The sequence below is a fragment of the Pseudomonas sp. G3-39 genome, assembly GCF_054790485.1.
Map to the genome: position 1 here is coordinate 2,421,432 of NZ_CP186497.1, position 24,710 is coordinate 2,446,141.

A 24,710-nucleotide genomic window follows, 5' to 3' on the forward strand; every position below is an offset into this window, starting at 1 on the left:
TTCCTTACAGAAGCTGCTTTCAAAGTTTTACGCCTGCAGAACGGGGAGCTGATGAGGGTTGGCGTTGGGCTTTTCCCCGCTGGAAAAACCCTTCGCCAACACCGCTCTGAAGGAACGACTGTGCTCGTGACGCTTTGAAAACAGCTTCTAACGGACATTGGCGCCTTAAAAGGCTGGCTGATTCTACGGCAAAAAAAATTTAAAGGTAAGTCGCGCTCTATTGGACTTTGGTGGCGTTGTGCGCGGGCGAGGCAAACCGCGAGCCAGCGCTTGCCCCTGACGTTTGAGGGGTGATCAATGCCCGACAAAGGGCTAACATGCCGGCCTGTTCCGCGTTTCAGTGTTTTGCCAATTTATGCCCAATCAGACCATCAAGACCCCCTGCGTCGGCCTCTGCTCCACTGTTTACGGAGATCTGGTGTGCCGTGGCTGCAAGCGTTTCCACCACGAAGTGATCCACTGGAATGGTTACGGCGAGGAGGAAAAGCGTGCGGTGTGGTTGCGTCTGGAGCAATTGCTGTCACAAGTGATGGCGAGCAAGGTCGAGATCTTCGATCCGGCGCGCCTTCGCCAACAGCTGGAGCAGCGCAAGATCCGCTTCGTGCCGCATCAGTCGGAATATTGCTGGGCCTATCAGCTGATTGCGCGCGGGGCGCGGGTGATCATTAATCTGGAAGCCTACGGGATGGTGTTGCTGCCGGAGTTCCGCGACTGGAACCTGCCGGAGTTGCGCGATGCCATTGATCGGGAATTTTTCCTGCTGTCGGAAGCGCATTATCAGCGCTACATCGCCCCTGGCTTCCTGAAAGACGCCTTCGGCGCCTGAAGATCAAAAGCTTCGCGAGCAAGCCCGCTCCCACAGGAGATTGCATTCCAATTGTGGGAGCGAGCCTGCTCGCGAAGGCGCCGGTTCAGGCACCGTAATCCTCAGTGCTTCACCGCCAACTCCACCAGATGATCCTCAACCTCCTGCGGCTTGAGCACCAGCACGTCGCTTTCCAGTGCATCCAGCACCACTTCGGCGGTATTGCCGATCAGTGCGCCCGACAACCCGGTCCGCGCCACGGTGCCGATCACGGTCACTGCCGCTTGCAGTTTGTGCGCCATGAACGGAATCAGCACATCCGCCGGGCCTTCCTCGATGTGCAGGTGTTCGTCGTCCACATCGAACTCGGCCTGAAACGCCTTGCACTGTTCGCGGTATTTCGCCTCGATGGTTTCCTTGAGTTGAAAGGTCGGATCCGCTGCCGAGAGCATGGGTGACGGATGCGCCGTGATCACATGCAGATGCGCCTTGGCGAGGCTGGCAATGTCGTAGCCGTGATCAATGATCGTGGTGTGCAAATGCCGGTGTTCGCCATCGGCATTGCCCACGTCCACGGCCGCAAGAATCACCCGGTCTTTCCAGGAAGTGGATGTTTTTACCAATAGCACCGGGGTCGGGCAGTGGCGCAGCAGTTTCCAGTCCGCCGGCGTCAGCAGAGCCTTTTTCAGCGCACTGTCGGGATAGTGCTGCTTGAACACCAGTCCGCAGCCTTCGGCCTGCTGCACATCGATGATGGTTTCATGCAGGCTCTCGTTCCACGCCTGTTCGGTGGTCGCGCTGTAGCCATCCGCCAGCAGCGCGGCTTTGAGCACGCCGAGCATGCCGGCGTGGTCGTGCTTGCGGTCGCACACCAGCAGGTGCAGATGGGCCTGGGTCACGCCGGCGATCAGCTTGGCGCGCTTGAGCGCCAGGCTTTCCGAATGTTCGGGTTCGATGACCACCAGAATGCTGCGAATGGCTTGCATGAGCGGAGTCTCCAGCAAAGAAAAGGCACGGCGTTGCACAACTATAGTTGCTGCTCATGCGCCTGCGACTTGATACATATCAACGCCTGCGACTGGTGGTCTGCGGGCAGGCCGGTATAATCGGCGGCCTTTGCTCGTACACTTTTTACCGTGAGCCCCATGATCCTTCCCGAAATCCACGAATTCCTTGGCTGCCGCACGCCCGACGCCTGGGTCCAGGCGGCACTGGCCGATCAGGAAACCCTGCTGATCGACCACAAGAACTGCGAGTTCAAGGCCGCCAGTACCGCGTTGAGCCTGATTGCCAAGTACCATTCCCACGTCGACCTGATCAACATGATGTCGCGTCTGGCCCGGGAAGAACTGGTGCACCACGAACAAGTCATGCGCATCATGAAACGCCGCAAGATCGAGCTGCGCCAGTTGCATGCCGGGCGTTACGCCTCGGGCCTGCGCAAAGTGGTGCGCAGCCATGAGCCGGTGAAACTGGTGGATACCCTGGTGGTCGGCGCATTTATCGAAGCGCGCAGTTGCGAGCGTTTCGAAGCGCTGGTGCCGCATCTGGACGAAGAACTCGGCAAGTTCTATTTCGGTCTGCTGAAAAGCGAGGCGCGGCACTTTCAGGGTTATCTGAAACTGGCTTACCAGTACGGCGACGCGAAGGACATCGCTCAGGTGATCGACAAGGTCCGCGCTGCCGAGCAGGAGCTGATCGAGTCGCCGGACGAAGAGTTCCGCTTCCACAGTGGTGTGCCGGCCGCGGCCTGAAACACAAACTGTTAAAAACTCTTAAGAGTATGAAATATCACCGAAAACCGGCCCCTGCGGCCGGTTTTTGCTGCCCGAAACAACGCCTCGCCGACGAATCCCGCCATACTATCGCCCACTTCACACATGGGTTGGCAGACGGTCGTTATGGATAACCTGGGTTTTGGCAAAGTCCTGCTGGTCGAAGACGATGAGCGTCTGGCCACGTTGATTGCGCACTTTCTCGAACAACATGGCTACGAGGTGCGCGCGGTGCATCGCGGTGATCTGGCAGTGGCCGCGTTTCTCGAGTTCCAGCCCAAAGTGGTGGTGCTCGACCTGATGCTGCCGGGGCAGAGCGGCCTGCACGTGTGCCGGGAAATCCGCAGCGTGTCGGACACGCCAATTGTCATCCTTACCGCCAAGGAAGACGACCTCGACCATATTCTCGGCCTGGAATCCGGCGCCGACGACTACGTGATCAAACCGATCAAACCGCCGGTACTGCTCGCTCGGCTGCGCGCCTTGCAGCGGCGGCAGATGCCGGAAGCTGGCGTGGTCAGTGCGCTGGAGTTCGGGCGCTTGAGCATCGATCGCAGCTGTCGCGAAGTGCGTCTGGCCGGCGAGATCATCGAAATGACCACCATGGAATTCGAGCTGCTGTGGTTGCTGGCCAGCGCCGCCGGCAAGACCCTGTCCCGCGATGACATCCTCAATCGCATGCGCGGTATCGCTTTTGACGGGCTCAACCGCAGCGTCGACGTGTACATCAGCAAGTTGCGCAACAAACTCAAGGACAATCCCCGCGAACCGGTGTGCATCAAGACCGTGTGGGGCAAGGGGTATCTGTTCAATCCGTTCGCGTGGGAGCTGTAGATGCTGCGGTTATTCCTCGGGCTGTTTCTGGTGATGACGGTGGGCCTGGTCCTGGCCCTGCAAACTGTCGAGCGTACGTTCGATGCCTTGCTCGACTATCAGATGCAGGACTACAACCGCGAGGCGGTGCGTGGTCAGGCCTGGACGCTGGGGGAGTTGCTGCGCAACCTCGACGGCCCGGCCCGTGAAAAACAATTGCAGGCCCTGCGCCCGCACTATGGCCTGGGGTTGACCTTGGTCGACGCCGATCAACTGGCGCTCAGCGACGAGGAAAAAGCCGAGCTTGCTCAAGGCTTGCTGGTGATCCGCGACAAATACACCCAATACATTTCAGCCATCGACGGCGGCTCGCAACTGCTCAGCATTCGCTTGCCCGCCGAACCCAGCCTGATGCCGTTCTACATTGCCGGTGCCTACTTGATGATCGCCGTGCTGATCGGCTGTGTGTTGTTTTTCTGGGTGCGTCCGCACTGGCGCGATCTGGAAAAACTCCGTCTGGCCGCCGAGCGCTTTGGCGACAACGACCTGTCGGTGCGCATTCAACTGTCCAAGCGCTCGAACATTCGCGATCTGGCTGAACACTTCAACCTGATGGCGGCGCGCATCGAGAGTTTGATCGCCAATCAGCGTGAGCTGACCAACGCGGTTTCCCACGAACTGCGCACGCCGATTGCGCGATTGTCGTTCGAACTCGACCAGCTCAAGCAGCAACCGGACGCCAGCCAGAACCGCGAACTGATCGCCGACATGTACGCCGACCTTGGCGAGCTGGAAGAAATGGTCTCCGAGCTGCTGACCTACGCCAGCCTCGAACGTGGCGCGACGGTGATCAAGTGCGAAAACATTCAAGCGGCCAACTGGCTCGACAGCGTGGTCGGCAGCGTGGCGCTGGAGGCGGAAGCGGCGGGGGTGCAGTTGCTGATTGGTGACTGCCTGCTCGACACCGTACGCATCGAGCCGCGCTTTATGGCGCGCGCAGTGATCAATCTGCTGCGCAACGCCATTCGTTATGCCGAGCGCCGTGTCGAAGTGACGCTGGTGCGCAGCGGCGATTACTACGAAGTGCGGGTCAACGACGACGGTCCGGGTGTGCCGGTGGAAGGTCGGGAGAAAATCTTCGAGCCGTTCTCGCGGCTGGATGCCAGTCGCGACCGTCGTACCGGTGGCTTTGGGCTGGGTCTGGCATTGGTGCGGCGGGTGTCGCAGTCTCATGGCGGGCAGGTCGAGGTCGGGGAATCGGTGTGGGGTGGGGCGTCGTTCCGGATGACCTGGGCGCATCTGGACTGATTTGTGTAGACAGGTTGGGCCCTATCGCGAGCAGGCTCACTCCTACATTTGGAATGCATTCCCTTGTAGGAGTGAGCCTGCTCGCGATAGAGCCATCAATCACAACACAACCCCCTGCTCATTTGACCAACCCCAACCGCTCATGCCACTGCGCAATCGACTCCTCGGGATATACCGCAAACTGCTTGTCCTTGGGTTTCGCATCCACCTCGACCCAGGGCGCCTTCGACCCCAGCATCAAATGTGTGTGCTGCGGCGGCACCGGCAGTGGCGTATCGATGGCCGAGGCGAATGGATGAATCAACTCCGGCCATTCCGGGCTGAACAGCCACAAGCCGCTGCCGCACTGTGAGCAGAAATGCCGCTCGGCGGTGCTGCGATGGGCACGTTTTTCACCTGCTTCCTTCATCTTCGCGTGGTAGATGCTGATGTGCTTGCGCCCCTGAATCTTGAGGCTGGCCGCATCGCCACCGAGATTGATTGCATAGCCGCCACCGCCCTGAGTCTTGCGGCAGATCGAGCAGTAGCAGCGTTGATAGGGGTAGGGATGGGCGCTGGTCAGGCTGAAAGTGACGGCGCCGCAATGGCAGGAGCCTTCGAGGTGCATGAGGGGCCTCCGGTTGGCTGAAGGGGTGCGGTTGAGCCTAGAAGATTTGTGGCGATCATGCAGACGCTTTCGCGAGCAGGCTCGCTCCCACAGGGAAGCGCGTTCGAGAATGTGGGAGCGAGCCTGCTCGCGAAGAACGATAGCTCTGTCGCACTGGACGCCCACCGCCAGCCCGGTCAGCATGTCCCAAAAAAAGGCACTCCAACCCATGCGAAGACTCCCCTCACTGGCGGCCCTGCGAACCTTCGAATGCGCCGCCCGCCACGCGCATTTCGGCCGGGCTGCCGCCGAGTTGTGCGTCACCGACAGCGCGGTCAGCCACCAGATCCGGCAGCTCGAAGAGCAGCTCGGCGTCTCGCTGTTCATTCGCGAAGGCCGGCAGATCCGCCCGACCATCGCCGCCGGACGCCTGATGCAGAGCCTGCAGCAGGCCTTCGAACTGATCGGCGAGGCCTGTGATGAACTGCGCGATCCTTCCTCGCTGGCGGTGTTGCGCCTGGCGGTTACCGCCGAGCTGGCGCAAAAGTGGCTGATGAACCGCCTCACCGATTTCTACGTGCGCTATCCGCACATCACCCTGCATCTCTACGAACAGCCGATCGACGCCAGCGCGCCGGGCGAAGACATCGACCTGGCGATCACCTACGGCACCGGCCCGGTGGACAGCAGCGCCTACTTCGTACGGCCGTTGCCTGCGCTGCAATTCTTCCCGGTATGCAGCCCGGGGCTGTTCAACCAGGGCACCCTGAAAACCCCGAAAGACCTGGCGCGCCACTGCCTGCTGCACGACGATCAGGACGGCAAGACCTGGACCGCATGGCTGACCAGTCACGCCGGCGATCTGCGCCCGCAGCGCCAGTTGTATTTCGCCCATGCCGGTCTGGCGCTGGAAGCGGCGGCGCAGGGGCAGGGCGTGGCGATGGGCGACAACCTCACCGCGCAGGAGGACTTGCTGAGCGGGCGGCTGGTGCGGCCATTCACCTCGAGCATGACCGCGCTCGGCCAATACGCGCTGGTCTGCGAACGGCTGCGCCTGGAGCGGCCGGCGGTGGCGCAGATGCTTGAATGGTTCAACGATCAACTGGCCGATTGATGAGTTGAATTCAACTGTTCCGCAATATTCATCGTTGGCGGGCCAGCCGCCCGCGATCGTAGCCTGTGGTCATTCCCAACCCCAAGACGAGGTTTGACCATGGCACGTTTGCTCGACTCCACCCCCAAGCGCGACGGCTTCCGTCTGCCCGGCGAATTTGAAGCCAAGTCCGGCTGCTGGCTCGGCTGGCCGGAGCGCACCGACGTATGGCGCAACGGCGCGAAACCGGCGCAGAAAGTCTGGGTGCAGATCGTCACCGCCATCTCCCACAGCGAACCGGTCACCGTCTGCGCCTCCGCCGCGCAATTCGCCACCGCCCGCCGCCAGTTGCCGCCGCAAGTGCGCGTGGTCGAGATGACCTGCAACGACACCTGGTTCCGCGACAGCGGCCCGTGCTTCGTGGTCAACGACCAGAGCGGCGAAGTGCGCGGCGTCGACTTCGAATTCAACGCCTATGGCGGCCTCGACGGCGGGCTGTACTACCCGTGGGACAAGGACGACCAGATCGCCAGCAAGATCCTCGAAGTCGAACGTTTCGACCGTTACCGCGCACCGCTGATAGCCGAACTCGGCGGCATCCAGAGTGACGGCCAGGGCAGCATCCTCACCACCGAACAGTGCCTGCTCAACCGCAATCGCAACCAGCATCTGGGCAAGGACGAGGTCACTCGGCGCCTGACCGATTACCTCGGCGCCGAACAAGTGATCTGGTTGCCACGTGGCTGCAAGTTCGACGAAACCGATGGCCATGTCGATGACCTCGCGTGCTTCGTGCGTCCCGGCGAAGTGGTGCTGCAATGGACCGACAACCGCGACGACCCACAATGGGAAATCTATCAAGAGGCCTACGACATCCTGCGTAGCACCCGCGACAGCCGTGGTCGCGAGTTGATCGTGCACAAGCTGCCGCAACCGGACGTGCTGGAGTGGACCGCCGAAGAAGCCGAAGGCCTCGATCAGCAGGACAGTACCCACACCCGTCAGGCCGGCACCCGAATCTGCGCGTCGTATATCAACTACTACGCCGGCAACAGCTCGATCGTGGTGCCGCTGTTCGGTGATCGCAACGATCAGGTGGCGCTGGCGACCCTCGCCGAACTGTTCCCGCAGCACAAGATTGTCGGCATCGAGAATTCCCGGGAAATCCTCCTCGGTGGCGGCAACGTCGCGTGCATCACCATGCCGCAATACGCCGGCCAGAAAAAAGGAGCCTGACCATGGGCCTGCACAAACTGAGTAAAGCGTTATTGCTGGTGCTTGCACCCCTGTGTGTGCAGGCTGCCGAAACGGCGAAACCGGTGGTCAATCTGTACATCTGGGGCGAGTACCTGGCCCCGGATACCCTGAAGAATTTCGAGGCGAAAACCGGGATTCAGGTGGTCGCCGATCACTTCGATTCGCTGGAAACCGTAGAGACCAAACTGCTCACCGGGCGCAGCGGGTATGACCTGGTACTGACCGCCGGGCAACACCTGTCGCGAGCCATCGAGAGCGGTGCGATCCAGCCGCTGGACAAGGCGCGGGTGCCGCACTTTGCCGGGGTTGGCGAGGAGTTCCGCCAGCACATGGCGGTGTTCGATCCGGGCAACCGTTACGCCGGGATTTATGCCTGGGGTACCACCGGCGTGGGTTATCAGGAACAGGCGATCAAGCGGCGTCTGCCAAACGCGCCGACCGACAGTTGGGCGATGCTGTTCGACCCGGCGGTGGTGGCGAAATTTGCCGACTGTGGCGTGAGTCTGCTCAACGATCCGAACGAAGTGTTCGCGGCGGTCATGAAGTACCTGGGCCTGGACATCAACCGCCAGAACCTCGATGACTTGAAACTCGCCGAGCAGCAACTGGCGAAGATCCGCCCGTACATTCGCTACTTCGACAACGATCTGAACATTAGCGACCTGGCCAACGGCAACACCTGCGTGGCGATGTCGTGGAATGGCAACGTGGCGATTGCGGCGGGGCAGGCGCAAGCGGCGAGCAAACCGTTCCAGCTCAGTTACCGCATCCCCAAAGAAGGCACGTTGATCTGGTTTGACGCCATGGTCATTCCCAAGGATGCGCCGCATCCACAGGCCGGGCTGGCATTGATGGATTATCTGATGACGCCTGAGGTGATCGCGCCGATCACCGACACCATCCACTACGCCAATGCGATCACGGCGGCGGATAGTCTGGTGGATGCGTCGATCCGTAATGATCCGGGGACGTACCCGTCGGAGGCGGTGCGGGCTTCGCTGTACAGCAAGAATGACAATGGCAAGGCGTTCAATCGGGCTTTGATTCGGGCGTTCAGCAAGTTGAAGTCAGGTCTTTGATTTGAGGTTGAGTCGACGGGCGCCTTCGCGAGCAAGCCCGCTCCCACATTTTGAAATGCGTTCCTCTGTGGGAGCGGGCTTGCTCGCGAAGAACGATAACGCGGTCTAGACCTTGGCAACGCGCCACAAATACCAAGCTGCCACCGTCCGATACGGACTCCACGCCAAGCCGATCTCGATCATCTGCCTGCGCGTCGGCTGTACCTCCAGCGCCTTCAATCGGCGATAGCCCTCGCGCACGCCAAAATCATCCGCCGGCAGAATATCCATGCGCTCCAGGCTGTAAATCAGCAGCATCTCCACGGTCCAGCGGCCAACCCCGCGCAGGCTGACAAGGCGTTCGATCAGCGCTTCATCCTCCATTGCCAGCGCGGTGGGATAATCCGGCACCACACCGTCCAGCGTTGCCCGGGCGATGCCCTGAATGGTCGCAATCTTGCCCGCCGAAAAACCGCAGCCGCGCAGTTGATCGAAGTCGGTCGCGAGAATCTGTTCAGGCCGGGGAAACGTCTGCCCCGGAAACAGCGCCACCAGACGCCCGACAATTGCATCCCCAGCCTTGGCGTGCAGTTGCTGATAAGCAATTGCCCGCACCAGCGATTCGTAAGGGTCACGCGCCGGGTGCGGTTGATGCAGGCACTGGCCGACGGCTGCAACGTGGCGCTGCCAGTCCTCGTCGAGCGCGGCCAGAAATTCGCTGGCCGCCTGATAACGATCCGGCATGCTATTTCAGCAGTCCGTTGACTTCGCCGTAGGTCAGCGCCTTCAGATCATGGGTGTCGAGCTTGCCGCTGGCGAGGAAGCTTTTCACCAGCGAACCCATCGCGCCGTAGAGGAACTCGGCGATCCCGGACCCGGCGCTCAAGCGCCGCACGCCCAGAGCTTGCAGCTCGGTCGGCGACGGCAGGCAGGCGAAGCCGAGCACGTTCACCGGCAGTGACGTGCCCTTGCAGATTGCCTCGATTTCATAAGCGGCGGTCACGCCAGCGGCAAACAAGCCATCGGCCCCGGCGGCCTGGTACAACGCTGAACGGTGCAGGGTTTCGGCGACGCGATCCTCGGCCGGTACCAGGCCCTTGAGGTAGACGTCAGTGCGTGCGTTGATGAACAGCTTCACACCACGCTTCTGAGCGATCTGCCGTGCTACTTCGATCTTGCGCGCCAACAGTTCCGGGGCGCCGCTGCCGTCCTCGATATTGATCCCGACCGCACCGGCGGCAAGCACCGCGTCGATCACTTCGGCCACGCGCTCGAGGTCATCGGAATAACCCGCCTCGATGTCCACGCTCAGCGGCACCTGGATCACCCGCGCGATGGATTCCACGGTTGAAATCAGCCGTTCGAGGGGCAGGGTGTTGCCGTCTGGATAGCCATGCGCCCAAGCGACTGCCGCGCTGCTGGTGGCGACCGCTTGCCCGCCCGCATGCTCGACCAGCCGCGCACCGGTGGCGTCGGCGACGTTGGTCAGGATCAGCAGACCTTCCTGGTGTAACTGGTGGAACCGAGTGTCGAGCGCGTTCATCGAAATCCCTTCTTGTAAGTGGAGCGAAGTGTCAGAAAGCCAGTGGTTGCGTGAGCTGCACCGCAGCGTTTTCTAGCCTCAGCAAAAACGCCTTGCGCGGCTGTCCACCACCATAGCCGGTCAGCGAACCGTCCGCACCGATCACCCGATGGCACGGAACCACGATCGACAGCCGATTGTGCCCATTGGCCAAACCTACCGCGCGACTGGCGCCGGGTTTGCCCAGGCGTGAGGCGATGGCGCCGTAGGTGCTGGTCTGGCCATAAGGAATTTGCAGCAGTTGCTCCCAGACTTGCCGGTCGAACGCGCTGCCGGGCAGATGCAGCGGGACGCTGAATGCACTGCGCGTCCCGGCAAAATATTCGTTGAGTTGCTCTTCGATCTGCCTCAAAGGCGCGTTGTGTCCCGGGGCGACCACGTAGCCATGACGGGTTTGCAGCTCTTCGACTTCGCGGGTCAGCGCCGGGCGATCGAGAAACTCCAGCAACACCAGTCCGCGACGTTCGGCCATGGCGATCATCGGCCCCAGCGGCGTGGTCAGGCGGGTGAACAGCAACGGTTCACTGTTGGCCGCGCGGCCCGGGGTGATGTGGAACGACTTCTGGAACGCATCGCGAAAACCGCTGAGCGATTCGTAGCCGGAATCGAACGCCGCATGATCAATCGAGGTACCTTGGCGAATGCCGCCCAGTGCCATGCCGAGCCGGCGCGTGCGCAGCCACGCATGAAAGGTCATGCCGAAATGCTGCTTGAACCAGCGCCGCAGCTTCAGCGGTTCGATGCCTTCGGCCAGCAGTTGCGCATCGCTCCAGCGCATTTCCGGGTCGGCATCGACGGCGGTGAGCAGGCGCTGCACCCAGTCGGGGGCGATGGCTGCGGCGTCCAGCGGCTTGCAGCGCAGGCAGGCGCGATAACCGGCGCTCAAGCACTCATCGGCATGGGCGAAGAATTCGACGTTCTCCGGTTTCGGCTTGCGCGCCGTGCAGCTGGGGCGGCAGAAGATCCCGGTGGTTTTCACGGCCGTGAAGAACACCCCTTCGTAGGCGGTGTCGCGTTCGAGCATGGCGCGAACCATCTCGGCGTGGGGCGGCAGGAGTGCGGTTTGTATGTTCATGGGCAGAGCTTAAATCCAGGATTTCGATGGCTCCACCGAAAAATCGACAGTGAATTTTTTCGATTCTGCACCACAATCAGCGGATCGCCGATTCGCTGGAGCCAACCATGCCACCGTTCATCATTCAACACATCGATCACATCGTCCTGCGTGTCGCCGATCTGCAACGCAGTATCGATTTCTACCGCCAGGTCTTCGGCGCCGAGGTGGTCAGGCACAACGAACCATTGGGTCTGGTGCACCTGCGCGCCGGCACCTCGATGATCGACCTCGTCGACTTGCAAGGCGAACTTGGCAAAAAGGGTGGCGGGGCGGCCGGCACCGAGCGGCGCAACGTCGATCACTTCTGCCTGCGTATCGAGCCCTTTGATGAACCGGCGTTGATCGAACACTTGCAGGCGCACGGTCTGACCGTGGAAAAAGCCGCTCGACGCTTCGGTGCCGAGGGCTACGGCCTGTCGTTGTATTGCTTTGACCCGGACGGCAATCAGGTCGAGCTCAAAGGCCCTTCCGAGGTTTAAGCGCGTTTCGTCATCAACAACACCGAAGCTGCCGCCGACAACAGCCCTGCGCAACAACGGTTGAAGATCCGTTTGCCGCGCGGCTCGGCGAACCAGCGGCGCATGTGCAGGCCCATCCACGCGTAGGCGCCGATGGCGATCCACTCCAGCAGCAGGAATAACGCGCCGAGCACGGCGAATTGCGCCGGCACCGGGCGGCCCGGGTCAACGAATTGCGGCAGAAACGCGGTGAACAGGAGGATTGCTTTCGGATTGCCCGCCGCCACCAGAAACTCCTGACGTGCCAGCCGCCAGAACCCCACCGACGCTCCTGCGACCTGCTGCTCGGCCTCGGGATTGGCCCGCCACAGTTGCCAGGCCAGGTACAGCAGATACGCCGCGCCAATGATCTTGATCGCATGGAACAGCCATTCCGAGGTCTGCAGCACCACCGACAATCCCGCGCCGGCGAGGGCAATCATTGCGGCGAATGCAACGATTCGCCCGATACCGGCGGCGCAGGCCCGACGATAGCCGTAGCGGGTGGCATTGCTCACCGACAGCAGGTTGTTCGGGCCGGGGGCCATGTTCAGGGCGAAACAGGCCGGGAGAAACAGCGAGAGCGTGGCGAGATCCATGGGCTTGGGCTCCGGAAACGATGGTGCTTTTTTATCACAGGCTGCGGGCGCCTTGACCCGTACAGTCACGTGGTGCTGTCGCGGTACAGCATCAGCAGCCCGTCCATCGAGTCGAACTTTTCCGGTTGGCCGAAACTCTCAAAGGTCTGAAGGCGATGGTTTCGTCAGAAAAATCTGTGCGCCAAGTCAGAAAAAGGCTTTTGCCGTGTAATATCCTTCCAAAGCTGCAAACACCCTGCCGGCCCCGAAGCGGCCCCACCAAGAGCGATCTACATGCAAGCAAAGGCCCGTGAAGTTTATGTGCCACCGGTGCTGCAAGATCTGCGAGCCGGCACTGCCGAACTGCACATCGCACTGGAAAAACGTCTTCCTTTTTTCTCCGATACCCTCGATTCCAACGCTTTTGTACGGCTGATGCAGGCCTACTACGGCTTTTATCGACCGCTGGAAAGCGCATTGCTCGACAGCGGCGCAATCCCGGTCGATTTCGATCTTGCGCCACGTCTCAAGGCGCCGACCCTGTTCAATGATCTGAGGGCCCAGGGTCTGTCGGTCGAGGCTATCGCCCGTTTGCCGCTGTGTCAGGCGCTGCCCGTGATCGACTCCAGCGCTGCCTGTCTGGGAGTGACGTACGTGCTGGAAGGGGCAACCCTCGGCGGGCAGATCCTGCGCCGCGAAATCGCCTCGCGGTTGAGCCTGAACGCCGACAATGGCGCGGCGTTCCTCGACATTTATGGCGCCGCCACTGGCCGCCGCTGGCGCGCTTTCATTGAATACCTGGGCAGTCGATCGCTGGATGCGAGCGAACGTGAAGCCGTGGTTGCGGCGGCCCGAACCACATTCAGTTGTTTCGAGCGCTGGCTCGAAAGCCGGGAGGTACTGGCATGAACCCGCAAGACCAAGAAGCTTTTGAAGAACTGCTGGCCAACTGTGCCGACGAACCGATCCGCTTTCCCGGGGCGATCCAGCCTCATGGCCTGTTGCTGACCCTGAGCGAGCCGACGCTGGAAATCATTCAGATCAGCGCCAATGTCGAGACCCTGCTGGCACGCCCGGCGCAGGAACTGATCGGCCAGCCGCTGCACGAATTGCTGGGTGAGACGCACGCGGCGGCCGTGCGCGAGGCGTTGCAACAACCGGTATTTGCCGATGCCGCACCGCTGCACTTTCGCCTCAACGGCACCGCGTTCGAAGGTCTGCTGCACCGTCATCAAGGCGTGTTGATTCTGGAACTGGAAATCCACGTCGAGAACTTCCAGCCGCGCAACGTCGCCGGCAACCAGACCCATCTGGGGCGCATGCTCCAGCGACTGCAAGCGGCCACTTCGCTGCAGGCGCTGTACGACATCAGCGTCAAGGAAATCCAGGCAATGACCGGTTACGATCGGGTGCTGATCTACCGCTTCGAGGAGGAGGGCCACGGTCAGGTGATCGCCGAGGCGTCCGACCCGTCAATGGAAGTGTTTAACGGCCTGTTTTTCCCGGCCTCGGACATCCCCGAGCAGGCGCGCGAGCTGTACCGCACCAACTGGCTGCGGATCATCCCGAATGCCGGTTACCAGCCGGTGCCGCTGGTGCCCAAGTTGCGCCCGGACACCCAGACCCCGCTGGACCTGAGTTTTGCCACTCTGCGTAGCGTCTCGCCGATTCATTGCCAGTACATGAAGAACATGGGCGTGCTGTCGTCGATGAGCATCTCGCTGCTCAAGGGCGACAAACTCTGGGGCCTGATCAGCTGCGGCAACCGCCAGCCGCTGCACGTGCCGCATGAACTGCGCAGCGCGTGCCAGACCATCGGTCAGGTGCTGTCGCTGCAGATCAGCGCGATGGAAGCGTTGGAAATCAGCCGCCAGCGCGAGGAGAAAGTCGAGGCGTTGGCGCTGCTCAATCAGGCCATGATCGACTCGCCGGAAAACGTCTTCGACGGTCTGGCGCAACAACCCCAAGTGCTTATGGCGCTGGCCGGGGCCGGGGGCATTGCGATCATCGAAGACAAGCAATTGCACCGTTATGGCAACTGCCCGGAGCCGGAAGACATTCGCGCCCTGCACAAGTGGTTGCAGAACACCGGCGAGCCGGTATTCGCCAGCCATCATCTGGCGAGCGTTTATCCGCCAGCCGCGCAGTTTCAGCAAGTGGCCAGCGGCGTGCTTGCCATGAGCCTGCCCAAACCGGTGGACAACGGGGTGCTGTGGTTCCGTCCCGAGGTCAAGGAAAACATCAACTGGAGCGGCGACCCGCGCAAACCGCTGGATCTGGAAAATTCCGACGCCGGCCTGCGTCTGCGTCCGCGTACTTCGTTCGAAATCTGGAAAGTCGAGATGGCCGGGATCTCCACCAAATGGAGTCATGGCGATCTGTTCGCGGCCAACGATTTGCGCCGTTCGGCACTGGAAAACGACCTGGCGCGACAGGTACGCCGCGAGCAGGAGGCGGTGTGCGCCCGTGATGAACTGGTGGCGGTGGTTTCCCATGACCTGCGCAACCCGATGACCGTGATTTCCATGCTCTGCGGCATGATGCAGAAGACCTTCAGTTCCGACGGCCCGCACACCTCGCGGCGCATCTCCACGGCTATCGACACCATGCAGCAGGCAGCTGGGCGGATGAACACGCTACTGGAAGATCTGCTCGACACCTCGAAGATCGACGCCGGGCGCTACACCATCGCCCCGCAGACCCTGGATGTCGGGCAGATGTTCGAGGAAACCCAGTCGCTGCTCGGGCCACTGGCGCTGGACAAGGACATCAATATCTCGTTCGAGGCCGATCCCGACCTGAAAATCCACGCCGACCCGGAGCGCCTGTTTCAGGTGCTGTCGAACCTGATCGGCAACGCGATCAAGTTCACCCCGCGCAAAGGTTCGGTGGGCGTGTTGGCCAAGTCTGACGGCAAAGAGATCGTGTTTACCGTGCGCGATACCGGCGAAGGCATTCCCAAGGAAAACCTGGCGCGGGTGTTTGACCGCTACTGGACGGTGAAGGAGGGTAACCCGACCGGAACCGGACTGGGCTTGTACATCACGCAGGGGATTGTTGAAGCCCACGGCGGGCGCATCGAGGCCAGCAGTGAGCCGGGTGAGGGCACGGAGTTTCGGTTTACCGTGCCGGCGATGCTCTCCGGGGAATGAAAAAATCCGTGCCACCTTAAACGGGGCACGGATTTTGAGTGGTTAGCCCAGATCGCTCAACGACATGAACACGTGTTTCGGCATCGGTACAAATCGATTGTTGCGCAGTTGGCTGATCGCATACACCGCGCTGGCGGTACGACCATTGCCGTCGCCGAAGCCTTGAAAACCGGCGATGGCCGCCAGCAAGTGTTTGTCGACATGCTCATGGGCGGCATCGAGCGTCTTCAGATGTTGTTCCAGCGAAGCATAACCGCTGATGCTGCCACCATATTTTGTTGGCTGTCCTACCTCGCGCACAGACTCCGCCAGTTGAGGCACCAGTCGAGCGTGGATCTCTTTGACCACGTTCGCATCGGTGAGCGATTTATTGTTGCTCGTATACTCGCGCAGGATCGCGACAATGTGCTCCAGTTCGTTGTCGGAGGACGAACCCTTGACCATCCAGGCTCCGGCTCTCTGCGCATTGTCGGTGAAACCCTGCGGGTTGAACGCCGTTTCGGGCATCACGTCGCTGTAGGGTGGCTTGCCCAGATCCGTCTTCAAGATGCTTTGCTGATGATTCTTCAGATAGATGACTTTCCTGGATTCAAGCTCGGCCATTGATCCAAGTATTTCCGAATAGTCACCAGCTTTTGTAGTGAACTTTGTGCCGTTGAACCGGGGGCCTCTGCTTTTGGTGAAGCTGATCAGTACGTCGTTCGCCGCGGCATGACCGATTAACGATTCCAGTTGCTGGAATCCCTTTGAGGACTGAGTCGCTTCCCTCGTTGCAGCGTTGAACAGATGCTGCAGTTCTGTCGCATTGCCGCCCTTGGGTATGGAAACAACGTCCTGGCTCAGGCGTGTGACGAGCTGTTCGACTGTTTCGAGTGCATCATCCTTGAACAATGCCCGTGCATGCGCCAGCGTCGGCAACGTCATGCGAATCTCCGCTGCAACCCCGGTCTTGCTCAGGGCCTTGACCAGGTCGTACGAGCCGCTGCTGGTACTGCTCAGCGCTCGAAGTTGTCCGGCTCCGGCCCGGATGACGGTATGGCCGAAATGGCTGAGTTTCATCACGCCTTTGCCGACCAGTCTGGCGCCACCGTAAACCAGCTTCGGAACGCCATCGAGCGGATTGAACACCGACAGCGCTACGCTTGCGCCGACCTTGCTCAGGCTTAACAGTCTTGTACTGCTGCCCAGCGCCTTGCTGAACGGCCCCAGCGCTCCGGCAAAGACGAAGAGGATCGCGGTCAGGTCCATCACACAGCTGAATATGGCGCCGCTGCGAAGATCCGGGTCACTGGAGGACAGGCCCCTGATGCACTGGCGGAACGGGATGACGATGTCGAGAATGGTTTCGGTGACGTTGTCCCAGTCATCATGTTTCTTCTCCAGGGCGGGTCTGTCGTAACTGATTGCATAAAACTGATCGTAATGGGTCGGGGGATTATGTTCGGCAATGATTTCGCCGATCTTGTCGAAACGTTCCGAGTTGAAACTGTGCATAGGGCTACGCGTAAGGGGTAGCGCGTCGTCAGGTTCATCGAATTCGGCAAAGCGTTCGAGAATGATGCCCGGCCTGTCTCGCAGCTCCTCGCTCAAGGGGGGCTGGCCTTCGAAGTAGGCGGTTTTCTCGAATCGCGCATGAAGATACGTCAGCGACTTGAAGTCTTTGTCGCCGTTCGGTCCCTCGGTAAACCATCCGATCTCATCGAGTGTCTGGCCGCGGATGTAGGCTTCAGCAAGAGCCGGATTATTGCGGCAAATGCCTTGCAGGGGGAATATTTCAAAACAGTAGAACTGCAATCCATACTTGCAAAACAGCATGTTGCCGAAGTGCGCTGTCTTACGTGGATCAAACGGCACAAAGCTGCTGTTTATCGGGGTTTGTATGGAGAAATCGCGAACGGTGAATATGGCCACCTTGCCGAATTCAAGTGCCATCCGTTCTTCCAGTGACAATCGTGAAAGTGTCAGACGCACAGTGGTATTGATGGCTGTTTTGTATTGCTTGAAGTGTTCTTTTACTTTTGCCTCGTAAATGTCGTTGATTGGTTCGAGTGTCAGCAGATCCGGATACGCCTTGTAGATACTTGTGCCGGATTGCCTGTCATAGCCCTTTTTGAACAGCAAGTTGCGGGTCATATAAACATCAAGTACGGAATGATAATGGCGTTCGTATCCGTATTCGACCGGCAACGCTATTTGCATCATCGGATCGCAACCTACGTCGTACAGCTCGGCTTTCGCCAGCTTGCGCCGACTGACCGGTGGGGTGGCGATCGTTGTCAGTGCGGCGTTGATCGCCTCGAGGTGGGCGTTGTATTGGCTGGCTGCCTGCTTGAACAGTTCCTGGGTTGGCAGGTCATTGGCATTCTCCGGTTCCAGGCCATTCAGCATCGACCAGTCCATGATGCCTTGCAGGTTCGCCCAGTCATGCAGGGTCTGCTGTTGGGCACTAGTGGGCAAGATCGCGCCCAATTCAAGCAGCTTGTCATAGGACATCTGACTGGACAGGCCAGGCGCGATGGTCTCGGCCAGACTTACCGATTTGCGCAGAATTACCCAGCCTGGCGTGCCGATCTGTAGCGTCGTGGGTGTTCTGACCAGGAATTCGGGCGCAAGTCCGGCGAGGATCAGTTCCAGCGTCATTGGAACTGCATACTCCTTTATACGTCGGCGCCCGAGTGCCTGTTCCAGTGCCAGGTTGACCTCATGGGAGGTAGCCTGCACGTAACCTGGGTTATAGATATTCTGCTCGATGAAGTTCTGGTTCTTGTCTTCGCGACCCAACGACAAATCCAGCATGACCGCTGCGACCAGCAGGCGACTGCGCTGCTCTGTGCTCAGCACAGTCGCATTGGCCATGGACGGCTCGTTCAACGCTTCGAAGCAGGACTGGGCGAAAGCTTTGGCTTCTTCGGTCTCGATCAGCAGTGCCCAGGCGCGACGCGGGTATTCACGCAGGGCTGTCGGCGTCTCTTTCTTGAGCAGTGCGCCCGCCAGATAATTGATCAGCGGTTCCGCGCGCGGCTCGCCCTTGTCCATCAACTTATGGATGACCTGGTAGATAGCCGATTGCTGATCTTCGTCGATGCACAGCTCTGTTGCGCCGGTTTCGTTCGATATCCCCCAGTAGTTGCCATGTGTCGGTGGCAGCGGCAACGTCAGTTCGAGCCAGGCAATCAGGTTTTGCAAGTGGTCTGCGGTCTCGGGCAGGTTCAGTTGCTGGAACTGCAGCCAGTTGAGCAAGGGCAGACGGTCGCTTGAAGACACGATGCCACCTGTCATGACTGCACTGCTGGCCAGCAGTTGCAGGTCGGCTTTCAACGAATCAATCTCGTTGATCTGCTGGGTGATATCAATGCGCTCGATAAACGTCCCGACAGTTGTTTGGATTTCATGGACTTGAAAGATTTCGCCCTTTTTATTGACCAGTGTCCAGTTGTCATCATTGATTTCTAACGTATCGACGATTGCAACGAATTGTGGCTGACGTACCAGTTGGCGCAGGACGATGTGTGCCGAAAAATGCGCTTGATTGAATAGACTTCCCTCAAGAGTCGATATGCACAGTTGTTTGTTATTAACACGGTTGGTGGGGTAGGCATAGTTGTCGCTGGCCTTGGCCTTTTCCCACTTTTCGAGCATGGCTCTCATTGCCTGCGCAATAGCACGTCGCTCAAGTTGCTCACTTGATAGAGGTGCTGGGGTAAAAAGATTGGTTAAAGTCGTCATTGGGTGTCAGTCCATCCATGGCTATATAGGTGGGTCAATAAACGGGTATAGCGAAGTTTTGTTTTCGCATGGCGACTATATCGGCGCAGTCAGGGTTTGTTCTGCAGTATTGGTTTCAATGTATGTTTCCTGTCGGTCGATACGAGGGCAATTTTGTTCAATACAGGAGGCTATGCCTTAGTTAGCCTGAGTCTCTTTCTCCCCACTCTGCGGCAGGTGCGTTATGAGTCTGATTGTGTCGATGGCGGCGTTCGCGCTAGTGGCGTCCATAACCCCGGGGCCGGTGAATATAGTGGCGCTTAGTTCCGGTGCGCAGTTCGGCTTTCGGGCCAGTCAGCGGCACGTGGCGGGAGCGACGCTGGGGTTTGTGCTGTTGCTGGTGCTGATGGGCCTGGGATTGCATGAAGTCCTGAAACTGTGGCCGTTCCTGACCCGGGTGGTGCAGTTGGCCGGGGTGGCGTTTCTGTTGTTCATGGCCTGGAAACTGGCGGCCGATGACGGCCAGTTGCATGCCGGCGAGGCGGGTCGGGCGCCGTCGATGTTGTACGGCGCGGTGATGCAATGGCTCAACCCGAAAGCCTGGCTGGCGTGTGTGGCAGGGATGGGCGCGTTTGTCGCCGATGGCGAGGCGCGGCTGGTCTGGCAGTTCGCCGCGGTGTATCTGGTGATCTGTTATCTGTCGGTCGGTTGCTGGGTCTATGCCGGGACGTTTCTGCGTGGGTATCTGGGCAATCCGAAGGGGATGCGCCTGTTCAATCGGTTGATGGCCTTGTTGCTGGCGGCGAGCGCGGGTTATCTGCTGTTGCCGTGAGCCCGGCGCCAGGATCAGCCGCGATATTGGCCGGGAGTCGCCGCCAGATGCTGTTTGAATGCGCGCTGAAAATGCGCCTGATCGGCAAACCCTGCTTCCAGCGCGACATCGGCAATCAACTGGCCGCTGCGCAGACGTTCGCGGGCGAACTGGATGCGCTGGTTGACCACAAAGGCATGCGGAGTCATGCCGTAATGCTGCTTGAACGTACGGATCAGATACGACGGTGACAACTGCGCCGCCGTGCAGATGTCCTCCAGGCTGAGCAGGTCGGTGCAGTGTTCGCGGATGAAGTCGGCGGCGCGTTCGAGCTTGAAATTCGGTTCGCGCAACGGTGGTTCAGCCGGGTTCAAGCGTAGTTGCAGATCGCTGAAAAACTCCACCGCTGCGCTGTGTTTGCGCAGTACGTCCTGCTGCTCGTCGACCAGTGTGGCGTAAAGCCCTTGCAGGTCACGAAACAGTCGCGGGTCATCCAGATGAGTAGTGGAAAACCGCCGAAACTCCAGCTCGGCACTGAACCCCAGTTGATGCTGCAGATCAGTCAGCCACGGCGTCTCGACATACAGCATCAAGTACGACCACGGCTGATCATCGAGCGGGTTGCAGGCATGCACGTCGCCGGGATTCATCAGCACCACGGTGCCGGCGGCGACTTCGAACGTCGATTGCTCATGCACATAAATGCTCCGCCCGGCGGTGATCGCGCCAATCGAAAAATGCGCATGGGAATGGCGTGAGTAGCAGACCTCACGGCCATCGGCGATGGCCCGCGCTTCGATGAAGGGCAGGGCATCGTCGCGCCAGAAGCGAGGGGCTTTTTCAGGTTTTTTGGCGGCAGCGTGTTTCATCGTTATGGTTCCAGGCAGGCCAGAACCGGAGTGTATTAGCTCTGGCCGGCAAAGGCCCGCTCCAGTTCGGCGATGTCGAGTTTTTTCATCTTGAACATGGCCTGCATCGCCCGTTGCGACTTGCTGGTGTCGGGGTCCAGCATCATGTGCATGAACGCCACCGGCACGATCTGCCACGACACGCCGAACTTGTCCTTGAGCCAGCCGCATTGCTGGGCCTCGACCGGGCCGCCTGCCGACAGGTTGCCCCAGAAGTGGTCGACTTCTTCCTGATTCTGGCAATTGACCTGAAACGAAATGGCCTCACTGAACTTGAACATCGGCCCGCCGTTGAGGCCGGTGAAGGTCTGGCCGTCGAGTTCGAAACTGACGGTCATCACCGCGCCTTCCGGCTTGCCGTGAAATTCCTGGCCGACCTTACTGTAGTGGGTCAGGCCGGTGATTTTCGAATGGTCGAAGATCGAGCAATAGAACTTCGCGGCGGCTTCGGCCTGATCATCGAACCACAGGCACGGTGTGAGTTTTTGAAAGCGTTGCATGGCAGTCATCCTCGGCAGGTTAGACACGCAGGATTTACAGCGTAGTCAGTCCTTGGTCGAATGGCGGTGCCGTAGATCGACAAGTGCGTCGCTTGCCGCCAAACCCTGTAGGAGTGAGCCTGCTCGCGATGGCGTAGGGTCAGGCAACGCCTATGCAAGCTGCGACGACGCCATCGCGAGCAGGCTCACTCCTACAAGGAGCGCCGCTCGGCAATCATCAACAGCGACTGCGGCACCGGGCTTTGCGGATGCTGCGGCTCCTGCAGGCTGACCAGTTGAAACCCGGCCATGTCCAGCGCGTTGCACCAGCTCGACAGCGTGCGGAAATACCACGGCATCGGCTGCCACTGGCCCTTGAACCCGGCGAAGAACTCTTCACGCCAGCCATCCTGATAATCGCCGGCCGCCACGGCCCACGGATGCAGGGTCTGAATGATCATGGCGCCGCCGGGAACCAGCAACGCCTGCATCGCGGCGAGCAATGGAATGATGTCCTGATGCAGTAGCGAGAAGTTGGCGCAGATCAAATCGTAATCACGACCGATGTCGACTTCGGCCTCGACCAGCGTCTGGTAACTGGCGACATGCACATTGGCTGAACCGCCCGCCCGTGCCGCCTCGATCAACGTCGCATCGCCATCGACGCCTGCTACATCGATACCGCGATCCGCCAGCGCCCGCAACAACCAGCCTTCGCCGCAGCCCAGATCCAGCACGCACTCCGGTTGGCGGCCCATGACCGCCAGCAGGATCGCCTGATCGGTGACCTGCTGACGGCTTTCGATGGCACCGCTGCGGATCGCTTCGATCCAGGCATCAGCGTTGGCGTGCCAGCTCTGTAACAAGGTGGATTCAGGGGAGGGCATGGCGCGGTCTCCGGCAAAGGCAGAATGTGGGCGTTGGCTTGTACGACTGCTATGGTCAAAGGCTGAACAGAGTCTGGCAGAGGATAGACACCATGAGCCCATTAACTGGCGGCTGCCTGTGCGGCGATGTGCGTTTCGAAGCATCAGGCGAACCTTACCGTGTCGGCATCTGCCACTGCCTCGATTGCCGCAAACACCACGGCACGTTGTTTCATGCCTCGGCGATATTTCCCGAGAATGCGCTGACCGTCAGTGGCAAGACCGGCGAATATCAAGGGCGGGTGTTCTGTCCGCGCTGTGGTTCGCCGGTACTGGCGCGTTCGGGGGATGAAATTGAAGTGAATGTCGGCTCGCTGGACGCGCCGAACCAGTTCAAGCCGACTTATGAACTGTGGACTGTACGGCGTGAGTCATGGTTGCCGGCGCTGCCACTGGTGCACCACTATGAACGTGATCGCGAACGCACGGGGCGCACCGAGGCGTAGTACACAGTCAAGACAGCCACCCAGCCCCCTGTGGGAGCGAGCTTGCTCGCGAATGCTCTGGGTCAGCCAACCCATCATTGATTGACCGATTGCCTTCGCCAGCAGGCTGGCTCCCACACGGTCCCTGGTGTGACCGAGTATTCAGCAACCACCTGAAAACCTGTGGGAGCTGGCTTGCCAGCGATGAGGCTGGCACATCCACAATTGATGTTGCCTGATCCACCGCCATCGCTGGCAAGCCAGCTCCCACAATGATGTTTGTCAGCCGCGAATAAATGCCAGCAGATCCGCATTGATCGTCTCCGCCTCAGTCGTCGGCATCCCGTGCGGAAACCCCGGATACGACTTCAACGCGCCATTTGGCAGCAGTTTCGCCGACAAAGGCCCCGAGTTCGCATACGGTACGATCTGATCGTCCTCGCCATGCATCACCAGCACCGGCACGGTGACTTTCTTCAGGTCTTCAGTGAAATCGGTCTGCGAGAACGCAACGATCCCGTCGTAATGCGCCTTGGCGCCGCCGATCATGCCCTGACGCCACCAGTTGCCGATGATCCCCTCAGACGGCTTGGCCCCGGGGCGGTTATAGCCATAAAACGGCCCGCTGGGGATATCGCGGTAGAACTGCGCACGATTGGCCGCCAGTTGCGCCTGAAAATCGTCGAACACCGATTTCGGCAAACCACCCGGATTGCTTTCGGTCTTGACCATCAACGGTGGCACCGCGCTGATCAATACGCCTTTGGCGACGTTGTCCTGACCATGCCGGGCGATGTAGTGGATGACCTCGCCGCCGCCGGTGGAGTGGCCGACATGCACCACGTTCTTCACCCCCAGGTGCTGAACCACCGCCAGCGCATCGTCGGCGTAATGGTCCATGTCATGGCCGTCCCAGACCTGACTCGACCTTCCGTGCCCCCGGCGGTCATGGGCGATCACTCGAAAACCCTGGCCCAGGAAGAACAGCATCTGCGCATCCCAGTCATCCGAGCTGAGCGGCCAGCCGTGGTGGAAGTGGATCACCGGGGCGTCCTTCGGGCCCCAGTCCTTGTAGAAAATATCGACGCCGTCTTTGGTGGTGACAAATCCCATGTTCGCGACTCCTGACCTTTGTGATGGGTTACCGCGCTTGTCGCAGACCGGTCGTGAGGGTTCGGATAAGCGCCGTTATCAGCCAGAAGATTAAAGTCGACATTTTTGCGATAGGGCATGACCGGTGGTCGCCACGTCTGGCTTCACGCGCAAATTAGGCTTTGCTGAAAGGGATAAGCCGAGGCGCGCACAGGCTTCCACGGCCGTAGCGGCGCCCCTTCAGAACACCGTGAGTCTGAGGAAATCCCCCGATGCTGACCTTGAATATCAATGGCAAGGATCAGGAGCTCGATGTGCCGGCCGACATGCCGTTGCTCTGGGTCCTGCGTGACGTTGCGCACCTGACCGGTACCAAATTCGGCTGTGGCATGGCCCAGTGCGGCGCCTGCACCGTACACGTCGATGGCGCACCATTGCGTGCCTGTATCACGCCCGCCACCGCCGTGGCCAACGGGCAGAAAATTCTCACCATCGAAGGCCTTTCGACCGATGGCTCGCACCCGGTGCAGCAGGCCTGGGCCGAACTTGATGTGGTGCAGTGCGGCTACTGCCAGTCGGGGCAGATCATGTCGGCCGCCGCGCTGCTGGCGAAGATCCCCAAACCCACCGACAGCGATATCGATCAGGCGCTCTCCGGCAATATTTGCCGTTGCGGCACCTATCCCCGGATCCGCGCGGCGGTCAAGCGCGCGTCCGAAATCGGCTGAGGCATGTTGGGAGAA

Annotated in this window: 24 protein-coding genes; 13 read left to right on the forward strand and 11 right to left on the reverse strand. The window is 60.1% G+C overall.

The window, feature by feature from the left end; translation table 11 throughout:
* Positions 1-355: 355 nt before the first annotated feature.
* Entirely contained in the window at positions 356-826 is a 471-nt protein-coding gene (locus ACOYXG_RS10785; protein WP_007965774.1) for a DUF1289 domain-containing protein, read from the forward strand.
* Positions 827-927: 101 nt separating this feature from the next.
* On the opposite strand, the gene ACOYXG_RS10790 is transcribed toward ACOYXG_RS10785, so the two are convergent.
* Complete coding sequence (locus tag ACOYXG_RS10790) at positions 928-1,791, reverse strand: universal stress protein (protein ID WP_460357596.1); 864 nt, start codon at positions 1,789-1,791, stop codon at positions 928-930.
* Positions 1,792-1,950: 159 nt separating this feature from the next.
* On the opposite strand from ACOYXG_RS10790, the gene ACOYXG_RS10795 reads away from it, so the two are divergent.
* From ACOYXG_RS10795 to ACOYXG_RS10805, 3 genes are all read left to right on the forward strand, one after another.
* Positions 1,951-2,559: a MiaE family protein gene (locus tag ACOYXG_RS10795; protein WP_007965776.1), complete on the forward strand. Its 609-nt coding sequence runs from the start codon at positions 1,951-1,953 to the stop codon at positions 2,557-2,559.
* 147 nt (positions 2,560-2,706) lie between these two features.
* The gene (locus tag ACOYXG_RS10800) at positions 2,707-3,414 is read left to right on the forward strand and encodes a response regulator (protein ID WP_027613172.1); all 708 of its coding nucleotides are present in this window, start codon (positions 2,707-2,709) and stop codon (positions 3,412-3,414) included.
* Positions 3,415-4,701 carry an ATP-binding protein gene (locus tag ACOYXG_RS10805; protein ID WP_027613171.1) on the forward strand — a complete coding sequence of 429 codons (1,287 nt, stop codon included), beginning with the start codon at positions 3,415-3,417 and terminating at the stop codon, positions 4,699-4,701.
* A gap of 118 nt (positions 4,702-4,819) precedes the next feature.
* On the opposite strand, the gene ACOYXG_RS10810 is transcribed toward ACOYXG_RS10805, so the two are convergent.
* Positions 4,820-5,308: a GFA family protein gene (locus ACOYXG_RS10810; RefSeq protein ID WP_115990096.1), complete on the reverse strand. Its 489-nt coding sequence runs from the start codon at positions 5,306-5,308 to the stop codon at positions 4,820-4,822.
* Positions 5,309-5,516: 208 nt separating this feature from the next.
* Between ACOYXG_RS10810 and ACOYXG_RS10815 the strand changes: the two genes are divergently transcribed.
* From ACOYXG_RS10815 to ACOYXG_RS10825, 3 genes are all read left to right on the forward strand, one after another.
* Positions 5,517-6,401, forward strand: a complete 885-nt coding sequence (locus tag ACOYXG_RS10815; protein WP_096795938.1) for a LysR substrate-binding domain-containing protein — start codon at positions 5,517-5,519, stop codon at positions 6,399-6,401.
* Between the two features lie 99 nt (positions 6,402-6,500).
* Positions 6,501-7,616, forward strand: a complete 1,116-nt coding sequence (aguA, locus tag ACOYXG_RS10820) for an agmatine deiminase (protein ID WP_115990095.1) — start codon at positions 6,501-6,503, stop codon at positions 7,614-7,616.
* A gap of 2 nt (positions 7,617-7,618) precedes the next feature.
* Positions 7,619-8,716, forward strand: a complete 1,098-nt coding sequence (locus ACOYXG_RS10825) for an extracellular solute-binding protein (RefSeq protein WP_115990094.1) — start codon at positions 7,619-7,621, stop codon at positions 8,714-8,716.
* Positions 8,717-8,821: 105 nt separating this feature from the next.
* On the opposite strand, the gene ACOYXG_RS10830 is transcribed toward ACOYXG_RS10825, so the two are convergent.
* The 3 genes from ACOYXG_RS10830 to ACOYXG_RS10840 are packed head-to-tail and all read right to left on the reverse strand — an operon-like array spanning position 8,822 to position 11,352.
* The gene (locus ACOYXG_RS10830) at positions 8,822-9,439 is read right to left on the reverse strand and encodes a DNA-3-methyladenine glycosylase family protein (RefSeq protein WP_460357601.1); all 618 of its coding nucleotides are present in this window, start codon (positions 9,437-9,439) and stop codon (positions 8,822-8,824) included.
* A gap of 1 nt (position 9,440) precedes the next feature.
* Positions 9,441-10,238 carry an isocitrate lyase/PEP mutase family protein gene (locus tag ACOYXG_RS10835; protein ID WP_460357604.1) on the reverse strand — a complete coding sequence of 266 codons (798 nt, stop codon included), beginning with the start codon at positions 10,236-10,238 and terminating at the stop codon, positions 9,441-9,443.
* A 31-nt stretch (positions 10,239-10,269) separates the two neighbouring features.
* Positions 10,270-11,352 (reverse strand): bifunctional transcriptional activator/DNA repair enzyme AdaA, encoded by a 1,083-nt coding sequence (locus ACOYXG_RS10840; protein WP_460357608.1) that lies wholly within the window; start codon positions 11,350-11,352, stop codon positions 10,270-10,272.
* 107 nt (positions 11,353-11,459) lie between these two features.
* Here ACOYXG_RS10840 and ACOYXG_RS10845 point away from each other — a divergent pair, with 107 nt between their 5' ends.
* Entirely contained in the window at positions 11,460-11,873 is a 414-nt protein-coding gene (locus tag ACOYXG_RS10845; RefSeq protein ID WP_115990090.1) for a VOC family protein, read from the forward strand.
* On the opposite strand, the gene ACOYXG_RS10850 is transcribed toward ACOYXG_RS10845, so the two are convergent.
* A complete protein-coding gene (locus tag ACOYXG_RS10850) occupies positions 11,870-12,490 on the reverse strand; it encodes a LysE family translocator (RefSeq protein ID WP_460357612.1) in 621 nt (206 codons plus the stop codon). The genes ACOYXG_RS10845 and ACOYXG_RS10850 overlap by 4 nt on opposite strands.
* A gap of 273 nt (positions 12,491-12,763) precedes the next feature.
* On the opposite strand from ACOYXG_RS10850, the gene ACOYXG_RS10855 reads away from it, so the two are divergent.
* Together ACOYXG_RS10855 and ACOYXG_RS10860 are read left to right on the forward strand one after the other, a co-directional pair.
* Complete coding sequence (locus ACOYXG_RS10855) at positions 12,764-13,378, forward strand: biliverdin-producing heme oxygenase (protein ID WP_097087943.1); 615 nt, start codon at positions 12,764-12,766, stop codon at positions 13,376-13,378.
* Positions 13,375-15,621 (forward strand): ATP-binding protein, encoded by a 2,247-nt coding sequence (locus ACOYXG_RS10860; RefSeq protein ID WP_460357616.1) that lies wholly within the window; start codon positions 13,375-13,377, stop codon positions 15,619-15,621. The genes ACOYXG_RS10855 and ACOYXG_RS10860 overlap by 4 nt, the downstream gene beginning before the upstream one ends.
* A 42-nt stretch (positions 15,622-15,663) precedes the next feature.
* Here the strand turns inward: ACOYXG_RS10860 and ACOYXG_RS10865 are convergent, their stop codons facing one another.
* Positions 15,664-19,347 carry a hypothetical protein gene (locus tag ACOYXG_RS10865; protein ID WP_460357619.1) on the reverse strand — a complete coding sequence of 1,228 codons (3,684 nt, stop codon included), beginning with the start codon at positions 19,345-19,347 and terminating at the stop codon, positions 15,664-15,666.
* A gap of 223 nt (positions 19,348-19,570) precedes the next feature.
* On the opposite strand from ACOYXG_RS10865, the gene ACOYXG_RS10870 reads away from it, so the two are divergent.
* Positions 19,571-20,158: a LysE family translocator gene (locus ACOYXG_RS10870; protein ID WP_095139638.1), complete on the forward strand. Its 588-nt coding sequence runs from the start codon at positions 19,571-19,573 to the stop codon at positions 20,156-20,158.
* Positions 20,159-20,172: 14 nt separating this feature from the next.
* Here the strand turns inward: ACOYXG_RS10870 and ACOYXG_RS10875 are convergent, their stop codons facing one another.
* The 3 genes from ACOYXG_RS10875 to ACOYXG_RS10885 form a co-directional block, all read right to left on the reverse strand.
* Complete coding sequence (locus ACOYXG_RS10875) at positions 20,173-21,006, reverse strand: AraC family transcriptional regulator (RefSeq protein WP_135295520.1); 834 nt, start codon at positions 21,004-21,006, stop codon at positions 20,173-20,175.
* 35 nt (positions 21,007-21,041) lie between these two features.
* Entirely contained in the window at positions 21,042-21,545 is a 504-nt protein-coding gene (locus ACOYXG_RS10880) for a VOC family protein (RefSeq protein ID WP_096795948.1), read from the reverse strand.
* A 191-nt stretch (positions 21,546-21,736) separates the two neighbouring features.
* Complete coding sequence (locus ACOYXG_RS10885) at positions 21,737-22,411, reverse strand: class I SAM-dependent methyltransferase (protein WP_460357623.1); 675 nt, start codon at positions 22,409-22,411, stop codon at positions 21,737-21,739.
* Positions 22,412-22,503: 92 nt separating this feature from the next.
* On the opposite strand from ACOYXG_RS10885, the gene ACOYXG_RS10890 reads away from it, so the two are divergent.
* Positions 22,504-22,896, forward strand: a complete 393-nt coding sequence (locus tag ACOYXG_RS10890; RefSeq protein ID WP_460357626.1) for a GFA family protein — start codon at positions 22,504-22,506, stop codon at positions 22,894-22,896.
* Between the two features lie 261 nt (positions 22,897-23,157).
* On the opposite strand, the gene ACOYXG_RS10895 is transcribed toward ACOYXG_RS10890, so the two are convergent.
* The gene (locus tag ACOYXG_RS10895; protein WP_460357629.1) at positions 23,158-23,988 is read right to left on the reverse strand and encodes an alpha/beta fold hydrolase; all 831 of its coding nucleotides are present in this window, start codon (positions 23,986-23,988) and stop codon (positions 23,158-23,160) included.
* Positions 23,989-24,239: 251 nt separating this feature from the next.
* Between ACOYXG_RS10895 and ACOYXG_RS10900 the strand changes: the two genes are divergently transcribed.
* Positions 24,240-24,695: a (2Fe-2S)-binding protein gene (locus tag ACOYXG_RS10900; RefSeq protein WP_083366193.1), complete on the forward strand. Its 456-nt coding sequence runs from the start codon at positions 24,240-24,242 to the stop codon at positions 24,693-24,695.
* The last annotated feature ends 15 nt before the right edge of the window (positions 24,696-24,710 follow it).

Excerpts from the sequence above, each read along its gene's own strand:
- ACOYXG_RS10825 (WP_115990094.1), top strand. The coding sequence starts at position 7,619 with ATGGGCCTGCACAAACTGAGTAAAGCGTTATTGCTGGTGCTTGCACCC.
- ACOYXG_RS10850 (WP_460357612.1), bottom strand. The coding sequence starts at position 12,490 with ATGGATCTCGCCACGCTCTCGCTGTTTCTCCCGGCCTGTTTCGCCCTG.
- ACOYXG_RS10885 (WP_460357623.1), bottom strand. The coding sequence starts at position 22,411 with ATGCCCTCCCCTGAATCCACCTTGTTACAGAGCTGGCACGCCAACGCT.
- ACOYXG_RS10835 (WP_460357604.1), bottom strand. The coding sequence starts at position 10,238 with ATGAACGCGCTCGACACTCGGTTCCACCAGTTACACCAGGAAGGTCTG.
- ACOYXG_RS10880 (WP_096795948.1), bottom strand. The coding sequence starts at position 21,545 with ATGCAACGCTTTCAAAAACTCACACCGTGCCTGTGGTTCGATGATCAG.
- ACOYXG_RS10800 (WP_027613172.1), top strand. The coding sequence starts at position 2,707 with ATGGATAACCTGGGTTTTGGCAAAGTCCTGCTGGTCGAAGACGATGAG.
- ACOYXG_RS10810 (WP_115990096.1), bottom strand. The coding sequence starts at position 5,308 with ATGCACCTCGAAGGCTCCTGCCATTGCGGCGCCGTCACTTTCAGCCTG.
- ACOYXG_RS10785 (WP_007965774.1), top strand. The coding sequence starts at position 356 with ATGCCCAATCAGACCATCAAGACCCCCTGCGTCGGCCTCTGCTCCACT.
- ACOYXG_RS10870 (WP_095139638.1), top strand. The coding sequence starts at position 19,571 with ATGAGTCTGATTGTGTCGATGGCGGCGTTCGCGCTAGTGGCGTCCATA.
- ACOYXG_RS10790 (WP_460357596.1), bottom strand. The coding sequence starts at position 1,791 with ATGCAAGCCATTCGCAGCATTCTGGTGGTCATCGAACCCGAACATTCG.
- ACOYXG_RS10815 (WP_096795938.1), top strand. The coding sequence starts at position 5,517 with ATGCGAAGACTCCCCTCACTGGCGGCCCTGCGAACCTTCGAATGCGCC.
- ACOYXG_RS10840 (WP_460357608.1), bottom strand. The coding sequence starts at position 11,352 with ATGAACATACAAACCGCACTCCTGCCGCCCCACGCCGAGATGGTTCGC.
- ACOYXG_RS10865 (WP_460357619.1), bottom strand. The coding sequence starts at position 19,347 with ATGACGACTTTAACCAATCTTTTTACCCCAGCACCTCTATCAAGTGAG.
- ACOYXG_RS10895 (WP_460357629.1), bottom strand. The coding sequence starts at position 23,988 with ATGGGATTTGTCACCACCAAAGACGGCGTCGATATTTTCTACAAGGAC.
- ACOYXG_RS10830 (WP_460357601.1), bottom strand. The coding sequence starts at position 9,439 with ATGCCGGATCGTTATCAGGCGGCCAGCGAATTTCTGGCCGCGCTCGAC.
- ACOYXG_RS10795 (WP_007965776.1), top strand. The coding sequence starts at position 1,951 with ATGATCCTTCCCGAAATCCACGAATTCCTTGGCTGCCGCACGCCCGAC.
- ACOYXG_RS10845 (WP_115990090.1), top strand. The coding sequence starts at position 11,460 with ATGCCACCGTTCATCATTCAACACATCGATCACATCGTCCTGCGTGTC.
- ACOYXG_RS10860 (WP_460357616.1), top strand. The coding sequence starts at position 13,375 with ATGAACCCGCAAGACCAAGAAGCTTTTGAAGAACTGCTGGCCAACTGT.
- ACOYXG_RS10875 (WP_135295520.1), bottom strand. The coding sequence starts at position 21,006 with ATGAAACACGCTGCCGCCAAAAAACCTGAAAAAGCCCCTCGCTTCTGG.
- ACOYXG_RS10855 (WP_097087943.1), top strand. The coding sequence starts at position 12,764 with ATGCAAGCAAAGGCCCGTGAAGTTTATGTGCCACCGGTGCTGCAAGAT.
- ACOYXG_RS10900 (WP_083366193.1), top strand. The coding sequence starts at position 24,240 with ATGCTGACCTTGAATATCAATGGCAAGGATCAGGAGCTCGATGTGCCG.
- ACOYXG_RS10805 (WP_027613171.1), top strand. The coding sequence starts at position 3,415 with ATGCTGCGGTTATTCCTCGGGCTGTTTCTGGTGATGACGGTGGGCCTG.
- ACOYXG_RS10890 (WP_460357626.1), top strand. The coding sequence starts at position 22,504 with ATGAGCCCATTAACTGGCGGCTGCCTGTGCGGCGATGTGCGTTTCGAA.
- aguA (WP_115990095.1), top strand. The coding sequence starts at position 6,501 with ATGGCACGTTTGCTCGACTCCACCCCCAAGCGCGACGGCTTCCGTCTG.